This is a genomic window from Micromonospora echinofusca (assembly GCF_017614955.1).
GTDB classification, from domain to species: Bacteria; Actinomycetota; Actinomycetes; order Mycobacteriales; family Micromonosporaceae; genus Micromonospora; species Micromonospora echinofusca_A.
The window spans coordinates 1-7,230 of record NZ_WVUH01000343.1; the positions used below are offsets into that span (position 1 = coordinate 1).

A 7,230-nucleotide genomic window follows, 5' to 3' on the forward strand; every position below is an offset into this window, starting at 1 on the left:
TGTTGCGGTCGGCGCAGCGGGCCTTCGAGTCCACCGGTGGGCTGCACGCGGCCGGCCTCTTCACCGCCGTCGGCGAACCCCTGGTGACCAGGGAGGACGTGGGACGACACAACGCGGTGGACAAGGTGATCGGCTGGGCGGTGCGGGAACGGCGGCTACCGCTGGCGGGCCACCTGCTGCTGGTCTCCGGGCGGGCCAGCTTCGAACTGACCCAGAAGGCCTGGATGGCTGGGATACCCCTGCTGGCTGCCGTGTCGGCGCCGAGCAGCCTCGCCGTCGACCTGGCCGGTGAGGCCGGGATGACTCTGGTCGGTTTCCTCCGGGGTCCGACCCTGAACGTCTACACCGGCACCCACCGGATCACCGTCTGACCGGCGCAGCCCGGACGCGGGCCGGCCGCGAATGCCCCGGGGCGGGAGCGGCCCGGCGTCGACGGGCGGAGCCGGCACGGAGCGGCCCGGCGTCGACGGGCGGAGCCGGCACGGAGCGGCCCGGCGAGCGGGGAGCCGGCCAGGTCGTCGTCCCGCGCCCTTTGCTCTGCTTCACTCACGGCGACACTTCTGGCAGGAAACTGTTGCCTCCGCTGAAGCAGAGCAAAGGGAGCAGCGCAAGGAGCCGGGGAGGGACGGAGGGCCGGGCGATACACCGGCACCGGGCGATGTGCCAGGAGCCAGGCGATGTGCCAGGAGCCAGGCGATGTGCCAGGAGCCAGGCGATGCGCCGGGGCCGGCGGTCAACCCCGGGGCCGGCGGCGGCGATCCGGCCGGGACCGGCGGCGACGCCGACCCGACGTCCCCGCACCCGCACCCGCACCCGCACCCGCAATCTTCGGCCAGCCGTCGAGCCGCGACGGCGGCACGCCGTTCCGGATCAGCTCGTCGAGCAGCAGCGCCATCGAGTAGTCGGGCTCCGCCCGCAGCGCCCGTTCCAACGCCACCACCGCCAGCGAACCCCGGCCGGCGCGCCAGGCCGCGAAGGCGAGCAGGCAGGCCGGCGCAGCCACCAGCTCGGGTGCGGCCCGCTGCACGACGTGCCGCCAGAGGGCCAGGTGCCGGTCGTCCCCGTCGGTCAGCTCCCACGCCTGGTCCCGGATCGGCAGGTGGGCCAGGAGCATGGTCAACCAGGCCACCTCGTCGTCGGTCATCGATCCGGGTGCCCGGCCGGGATCCAGGGCGGCCCGCACCGCCGCATCTCCGAGGGCGTTGAGCTTCCGCTCGTCCAGCGGCCCCTCGTCGAGCAGACCGATCATGCGCTCCTCGGCGCGTACCGTCGCCTGCCGCATGGAGATCCGGGTGAGGCCGCCGACCGGTGCGACCTCGGCGGCGAGACTCGCCCGGTCCGGGTACGCCACCTCACCCGCGAAGACCGCAGCGGCGGTCACCTCGCTGCTGCCCGCGTCGTACGCCCGGCCCTCGGGCGGGCAGCAGGCCGGATCGGGGCAGAGGTACGACCAGTACCGCCCGTCCGTCACCCGCAGGACGTCGAGCACCCGCAGACCGCCGGCTTCCAGGCCGGCCCGTACCGCGTCCACCGCCGGGGTCACCCGGTCGGCCGGGCCGTAACCGAGCACGGTGGCGGACCCGGCGTCCTGGCGGAAGATCATGTCGCTGATGTACCGGGCCGTCTCGCTGGTCGGCCGCCCTTCCCCAGGCAGGTCACCCCGGGCGGCGAAGACCACCCGCTTGCCCCGCATCGCCACCACGACCACGCTGTCCGCCGGGTGGAAGCCCAGCAGGTACGGTACGGCGGCGATCAGGTCGGCGGGGGAGCGGACGGAGAGCACCGTCTTCTCGGTGGAAGTCATGCCGGCAGCCTGGCCGGTACGCCCACCGCAGGAAACGATCGATTGCCGCCTGTGGACGACACGCCGGTTATCCACAGGCACCCAGCGTATTCCTGCCGGTCAGCCGGTTTCAGGACCGGAAATGCAGTTCGTGGAGGTCGATGGTGGGCCGGTCCCGACCGGTCGCCGGAGCGCGGAGGTCGAGGGTCAACTCGACCGCCGATAGCAGGTCGTAACCGGCTGCGTGCAGGCAACGCAGGGCGGACACGTTACGTGCCTCCGGTGCCACCGTCAGCCGGCTGATTCCCCGGCGCCGGGCCTGACCGGCGACGTGTCCGAGCAGACTGCGGCCGATCCCCCGGCCCCGATGACGCTCGGTGACCACCACCGGCTCCACCCGGGCGGACCGGCCGACCAGCACCAGACCGGCCAGTCCCACCACCCCGGCCTGGTGGTGCTCGGCGACCCACACCCCGGACAGCTCCAGGCGGGTCAGGTAGCCGTCGAAAGTGGCGTCCCGGTCCCCACCGACCACGCCCGGTTCGTCGTACAACTCGCGGTGCTGGCGGGTCAACTCGCCCCACAGCCGCCGACCGGCGGCGTGGTCCGCCGGCCGGTACGGACGGATCACGGCGTCATCCATGGCTCATCCTTACCCCGGATACGCACCTCATGCCGTCGACTTCGGGACAAACGGCTACCTTGCGCTGATGGACCTGGCGTACCTGCGGGCGCATCCGGCGCACCTGCCGACCTTCCTCACCCACCAGCGGATCCGGGAAACCCCGGTTTCCGGCGGCAGCATCTGCACCGCCTCCCGGCTCACCCTGGACGACGGCAACTCGGTCTTCGCCAAGACCTGGCCGGAGCAGGCCGGCACCCCCGCGCCGGAGGGGTTCTTCGCCGCCGAGGCGGCCGGCCTGCGCTGGCTGCGGGCAGCCGGCGGGGTACCCGTACCCGAGGTGATCGTCGAACTGCCGGAGCTGCTGGCCCTGGAGTGGGTCGAGTCGGCGGAGCCCACCCGCGAGGCGGCGGAGCAGTTCGGCCGGGACCTCGCCACCCTGCACCGGGCCGGGGCGGCGGCCTTCGGCGCCGACCGAGACGGCTTCATCGGTTCCCTGCCGCAGGACAACACACCTGGTCCCGGGCCGTGGTCGAGCTGGTTCGCCGCCCACCGGTTGACGCCGTACCTGCGTCGTTCGGTGGACAACGGCGCGCTGACCGGTACCGAGATCGACCTGGTCGAGCGGGTGGTCGCCGGGCTGTCCGGGTACGGCGGGGACGAGCCGCCGGCCCGGCTGCACGGCGACCTCTGGCCGGGCAACGTGCTCTGGGGCGCCGACGGGCGGGTCTGGCTGGTCGACCCGGCCGCGCACGGCGGTCACCGGGAGACCGACCTGGCCCAGCTCGCCCTCTTCGGCGGGCTGCCGCACCTGGACCGGGTACTCGCCGCGTACCAGGAGGTCCACCCGCTGGCCGACGGCTGGCAGGACCGGGTACCGGTGCACCAGCTGCACCTGATGCTGGTGCACACCGCCCTGTTCGGTGCCGCCTGGCGGGATGCGGTCGCCTCCACCGCCCGGTCCGCGCTCGGTACGCGCTAACGTCGAGCGGTGAGCAACGTCCCGACGGGTACCGGTCCCCTGGTCGACCGGTTCGGTCGGGTCGCCACCGACCTGCGGGTGTCGCTGACCGACAAGTGCAACCTGCGCTGCACGTACTGCATGCCGGCGGAGGGTCTGCCCTGGCTTGCCGGGCCGGAGCTGCTCACCGACGACGAGGTGGTCCGGCTGGTCCGGGTGGCCGTCGAGCAGCTCGGGGTGACCGAGGTGCGGTTCACCGGTGGGGAGCCGCTGATCCGTCCCGGCCTGCTGGGCATCGTCACCGCGGCGGCGGCCCTGCGCCCGCGCCCGACGTTGTCCCTGACCACCAACGGCATCGGGTTGGACCGGTTGGCCGGCCCGCTGCGCGCGGCCGGGCTGGACCGGGTGAACGTCTCCCTCGACACCCTCCGGCCGGACCGGTTCGCCACGCTGACCCGGCGGCCCCGGCTCGCCGACGTGCTGGCCGGGCTGGCCGCCGCGACGGCCGCCGGACTCACCCCAGTGAAGATCAACTCGGTGCTGATGCGGGGGATCAACGACGACGAGGCGTCCGACCTGCTCCGCTTCGCCCTCGACCACGGTTACGAGCTGCGGTTCATCGAGCAGATGCCGCTCGACGCCCAGCACGGCTGGGACCGGTCGACGATGGTCACCGCCGAGGAGATCCTCGCCACCCTGCGCCGCGAGTTCGTCCTGCTCGACGATCCGGTCCGGCGCGGATCGGCACCCGCCGAGACCTGGGTGGTCGCCGGTACCGGGTCGTCGACCGGTGGACCGGTGGACACCGGGTCCGCCCCCCGGGTCGGGGTGATCGGCAGCGTCACCCGCCCGTTCTGCGGGGACTGCGACCGGACCCGGCTCACCGCCGACGGCCAGGTCCGTAACTGTCTCTTCGCCACCGAGGAGGCCGATCTGCGTACCGCGCTGCGGGCCGGCGCGGACGACGCGGAGCTGGCCCGGCGCTGGCGTACCGCGATGTGGGGGAAACGGGCCGGGCACGGCATCGACGACCCGGCCTTCCTCCAGCCGGCCCGCCCGATGTCCGCGATCGGAGGTTGAGATGCGACCGGAGACGGATCCGACGTTGACGGTGCGTTACTTCGCCGGGGCCCGGGCGGCGGCCGGCGTGGCCGAGGAGACCGTCCCCGCCGGTCCCGGACTGGACGACCTGCTCCGCGACCTGGCCGACCGGCACGGCGACCGGCTGGCCGCCGTGCTGCGGGCCGCGAGCTATCTGGTCGACGGCGTGTCCTGGCATGATCGTCAGACGCCGTTGCCGGCCGGGACGACGGTCGACGTACTGCCCCCCTTCGCGGGCGGCTGAGGAGGATCCGTGCTGGCAGCCCTGGCGTTCGTGGCCACGATGGCCCTGATCACCGGCCTGATCCACCTCTACCTGTGGAAACGTCTGGTCCGGGACACCACCCGCCCGGGGCGGTGGCGCCGGATCGGCGGGATCACCATGCTCGTGCTCGCCGTGCTGGTGCCGGTCACGATGCTGGGTACCCGGCAGGGCCTCTACTGGCTGGCCTGGCCGGGGTACCTCTGGCTCGCCGTGATGTTCTACCTCCTGGTGCTGCTGGTGGCGCTGGAGGTACCGATGCTGGTGGCGAAGCTGGTGCTGCGCCGCCGGGTGGCGGCGGCCGAACCGACCACCGCCGCACCGGAGCCGGCCCTGGTCGGTGCGGCCGGCACCGCCGACCCGCCGGCCGCCGCCGCAGTCGGCGCGGACGACCACGACCCCGGCCGTCGCCTGCTGCTGGCCCGGGGGGCCGCCATCTTCGCCGGGCTCACCGCCGCCGGGACCGTCGGGTACGGCGTCCGCACCGCGCTCGGCCCGCCACAGCTCGACCGGGTGCAGATCCCGCTGGCGAAGCTGCCCCGGAGCATGGACGGCCTACGCATCGCCACCGTCTCCGACATCCATCTGGGTCCGCTGCGCGGTCGGGCGCACACCGAGCGGATCGTGGCCGCCATCAACCGGCTCGACGCCGACCTGGTGGCCGTGGTCGGTGACCTGGTCGACGGTTCGGTGGCCGAGCTGGGCGAGGCGGCGGCACCGCTGGGCGACATCCGGTCCCGGTACGGAAAATTCTTCGTCACCGGCAACCACGAGTACTACTCGGGCGTCGAGGAGTGGGTGCAGGAACTCGACCGGATCGGCCTGAACGTGCTCCAGAACGAGCGGCTGGAGATCCGTACCCCGCAGGGCGTCCTCGACCTGGCCGGGGTGAACGACCCGACGGCGGACGGTACCGGGCTGGCCGCACCGCCGGACTACGCCGCCGCCCTGGGTGACCGGGACCGCAGTCGCCCCGTGGTGCTCCTGGCCCACCAACCGGTGGCCGCTGTGGAGGCCGCGAAGTTCGGCGTCGACCTGCAACTGTCCGGGCACACCCACGGCGGCCAGATGGTGCCGTTCAACTACCTGGTCCGGTTGCAGCAGCCGGTCGTCTCCGGGCTCGGCGAGGTGGACGGCACGAAGGTGTACGTCACCAACGGCGCCGGTTTCTGGGGGCCGCCGGTCCGGGTGGGCGCCCCGCCGCAGGTGACCCTGGTGGAGCTACGGTCGGTGTGACCGGGGCGGCCGGACCGCCCGGCCCGGCATAGCGCAGCTCACCTTCGCGCGTGGCGCCGAGCGGGCCGGGACCCGGTCGTGACAGGATGCGGCGTGTCTCCGTTCAGCGCCGCACCCCCCGGCGGCTCCTCGCCGTTCGTCGCGGACCTGCACATCCACTCGAAGTACTCCCGGGCCTGTAGCCGCGACCTGAACCTGCCCAACCTGGCCTGGTGGGCCCGGCGTAAGGGCATCGGGCTGCTCGGCACCGGTGACTTCACCCATCCGGCCTGGTACGACCACCTGCGGGAGACGCTGCACCCGGCCGAGCCGGGGTTGTACCGGCTGGGCCCGGAGGCGGAACGGGACATCGCCCGGCGACTGCCACCCCGGCTGGCCGACGCCGCCGAGGCCGACCCGGTGCGGTTCATGCTGAGTGTGGAGATCTCCACCATCTACAAGCGGGACGACCGTACCCGCAAGGTGCACCACCTGATCTACCTGCCCGACCTGGACGCGGTGGGCCGGTTCAACGCGGCGCTGGCCCGGATCGGCAACATCGCCTCGGACGGGCGACCCATCCTCGGCCTGGACTCCCGGGACCTGCTGGAGATCACCCTGGAGGCGAGCCCGGACGGTTACCTGGTGCCGGCGCACATCTGGACGCCCTGGTTCTCCGCCCTCGGCTCCAAGTCCGGCTTCGACGCGATCGCCGACTGCTACGCCGACCTGGCCGAACACATCTTCGCGGTGGAGACCGGCCTCTCCTCCGACCCGGAGATGAACTGGCGGGTGGCCAGCCTCGACCGGTACCGGCTGGTGTCCAACTCGGACGCGCACTCGCCGCCCGCGCTGGGCCGCGAGGCGACCGTCTTCACCACCGACCGGGACTACTTCGCGGTACGGGAGGCGCTGCGTACCGGGGTCGGGCTCGGCGGGACCATCGAGTTCTTCCCCGAGGAGGGCAAGTACCACGCCGACGGGCACCGGCTCTGCGGGGTCAACTGGTCCCCGGAGCAGACCCGGGCGGCCGGTGGCCGCTGTCCCGAGTGCGGGAAACCGCTCACCGTCGGGGTCCTCGCCCGGGTCGAGGAGCTGGCCGACCGGTCCACCGGGTACCGGCCGGAGGGGGCGCCCGAGGTGACCCACCTGGTACCGCTCGCCGAGATCCTGGGCGAGATCAACCGGGTGGGCGCGAAGTCGAAGACGGTGGCCGGTCAGCTCAACGACCTGATCGCCGCGCTCGGCCCGGAACTGGAGATCCTCACCCGGGTACCGGTGGACGC

Annotated in this window: 7 protein-coding genes and 1 pseudogene; 6 read left to right on the forward strand and 2 right to left on the reverse strand. The window is 73.1% G+C overall.

The window, feature by feature from the left end:
• The coding region (locus GSF22_RS27755; protein WP_208816690.1) for a formate dehydrogenase accessory sulfurtransferase FdhD at positions 1 to 371 on the forward strand (371 nt) is incomplete at its 5' end.
• A gap of 362 nt (positions 372 to 733) precedes the next feature.
• Here GSF22_RS27755 and GSF22_RS27760 read toward each other — a convergent pair.
• Both GSF22_RS27760 and GSF22_RS27765 read right to left on the reverse strand, forming a co-directional pair.
• On the reverse strand, positions 734 to 1,804 hold the full coding sequence (locus tag GSF22_RS27760; protein WP_208816691.1) for a DUF4192 domain-containing protein: 1,071 nt from the start codon (positions 1,802 to 1,804) through the stop codon (positions 734 to 736).
• A 109-nt stretch (positions 1,805 to 1,913) separates the two neighbouring features.
• Positions 1,914 to 2,426 (reverse strand): GNAT family N-acetyltransferase, encoded by a 513-nt coding sequence (locus GSF22_RS27765; RefSeq protein ID WP_208816692.1) that lies wholly within the window; start codon positions 2,424 to 2,426, stop codon positions 1,914 to 1,916.
• Between the two features lie 67 nt (positions 2,427 to 2,493).
• Between GSF22_RS27765 and GSF22_RS27770 the strand changes: the two genes are divergently transcribed.
• The 5 genes and pseudogenes from GSF22_RS27770 to GSF22_RS27790 form a co-directional block, all read left to right on the forward strand.
• Positions 2,494 to 3,387, forward strand: a complete 894-nt coding sequence (locus tag GSF22_RS27770) for a fructosamine kinase family protein (protein ID WP_208816693.1) — start codon at positions 2,494 to 2,496, stop codon at positions 3,385 to 3,387.
• A gap of 9 nt (positions 3,388 to 3,396) precedes the next feature.
• On the forward strand, positions 3,397 to 4,446 hold the full coding sequence (moaA, locus tag GSF22_RS27775) for a GTP 3',8-cyclase MoaA (RefSeq protein ID WP_208816694.1): 1,050 nt from the start codon (positions 3,397 to 3,399) through the stop codon (positions 4,444 to 4,446).
• Position 4,447: 1 nt separating this feature from the next.
• Positions 4,448 to 4,711: a MoaD/ThiS family protein gene (locus tag GSF22_RS27780; RefSeq protein WP_208816695.1), complete on the forward strand. Its 264-nt coding sequence runs from the start codon at positions 4,448 to 4,450 to the stop codon at positions 4,709 to 4,711.
• Positions 4,712 to 4,720: 9 nt separating this feature from the next.
• Positions 4,721 to 5,965, forward strand: coding sequence for a metallophosphoesterase (locus GSF22_RS27785; protein WP_208816696.1), 1,245 nt, complete (start codon positions 4,721 to 4,723; stop codon positions 5,963 to 5,965).
• Between the two features lie 93 nt (positions 5,966 to 6,058).
• Positions 6,059 to 7,230, forward strand: a pseudogene (locus GSF22_RS27790) (endonuclease Q family protein); the annotation flags it as partial.

Bases quoted from the DNA above. Each gene is read 5' to 3' on its own strand.
- GSF22_RS27760 (WP_208816691.1), bottom strand. From the start codon at position 1,804: ATGACTTCCACCGAGAAGACGGTGCTCTCCGTCCGCTCCCCCGCCGAC.
- GSF22_RS27765 (WP_208816692.1), bottom strand. From the start codon at position 2,426: ATGGATGACGCCGTGATCCGTCCGTACCGGCCGGCGGACCACGCCGCC.
- GSF22_RS27770 (WP_208816693.1), top strand. From the start codon at position 2,494: ATGGACCTGGCGTACCTGCGGGCGCATCCGGCGCACCTGCCGACCTTC.
- GSF22_RS27780 (WP_208816695.1), top strand. From the start codon at position 4,448: ATGCGACCGGAGACGGATCCGACGTTGACGGTGCGTTACTTCGCCGGG.